Below are 472 nucleotides of genomic sequence, written 5' to 3'. Positions count from 1 at the left end.
TTGTGTATAAGAGACTGCTCCCAGAGCGCGGGGGCGAGGTGAGTCTTGACCAGGCCGGGCGCGATGCAGTTCACCCGCACCTTGGGCGCCAGCTCCATCGCGAACTGCCGGCTGAGGTGGATGCCCGCGGCCTTGGTGACGTTGTAGTAGCCGATGCCTTGCTCGGTGACCAGGCCGCCGATGGACGCGATGTTGATGATCGAGCCGCCGCGAAGACCGTCGAGATCAACCAGTTCCCCATCGTGGCGTGGACGCAGCTCGCGCTGAAGGCGGGCATGGCCGAGCGCGGCTGCTCGCTCATCAACACCCCGTCCACCGGCGGCCTGGGCCCCCAGCACGGCAGCGGCTACCACAACGTCACCAAGGCCGCGGCCCTCCACCCCACCCCGCAGTGCCCGATCGAGCCGGCGCCCCACGTACGGGCGCACTGCATCCCGCCCGGCCTGCACACAACGCCCCCCCCGCCCGCGCT

2 protein-coding genes are annotated in these 472 nt (G+C 69.9%); one reads left to right on the top strand and one right to left on the bottom strand.

What is annotated here, in order from left to right; all coding sequences use genetic code 11:
- On the bottom strand, nucleotides 1-155 hold a 155-nt coding region (locus HUX53_RS38105; RefSeq protein WP_309237628.1), incomplete at its 3' end, for an SDR family oxidoreductase.
- 3 nt (nucleotides 156-158) lie between these two features.
- Between HUX53_RS38105 and HUX53_RS40445 the strand changes: the two genes are divergently transcribed.
- Nucleotides 159-472, top strand: a 314-nt coding sequence (locus tag HUX53_RS40445; RefSeq protein WP_217920384.1) for an SDR family NAD(P)-dependent oxidoreductase, incomplete at its 3' end; no start/stop codon positions are given.

The sequence above is a fragment of the Actinomadura sp. BRA 177 genome, from assembly GCF_013372625.1.
Lineage (GTDB): Bacteria > Actinomycetota > Actinomycetes > Streptosporangiales > Streptosporangiaceae > Spirillospora.
Note: the sequence above shows the minus strand (reverse complement) of the source record. Positions and strands in the feature narration are given on the sequence as shown.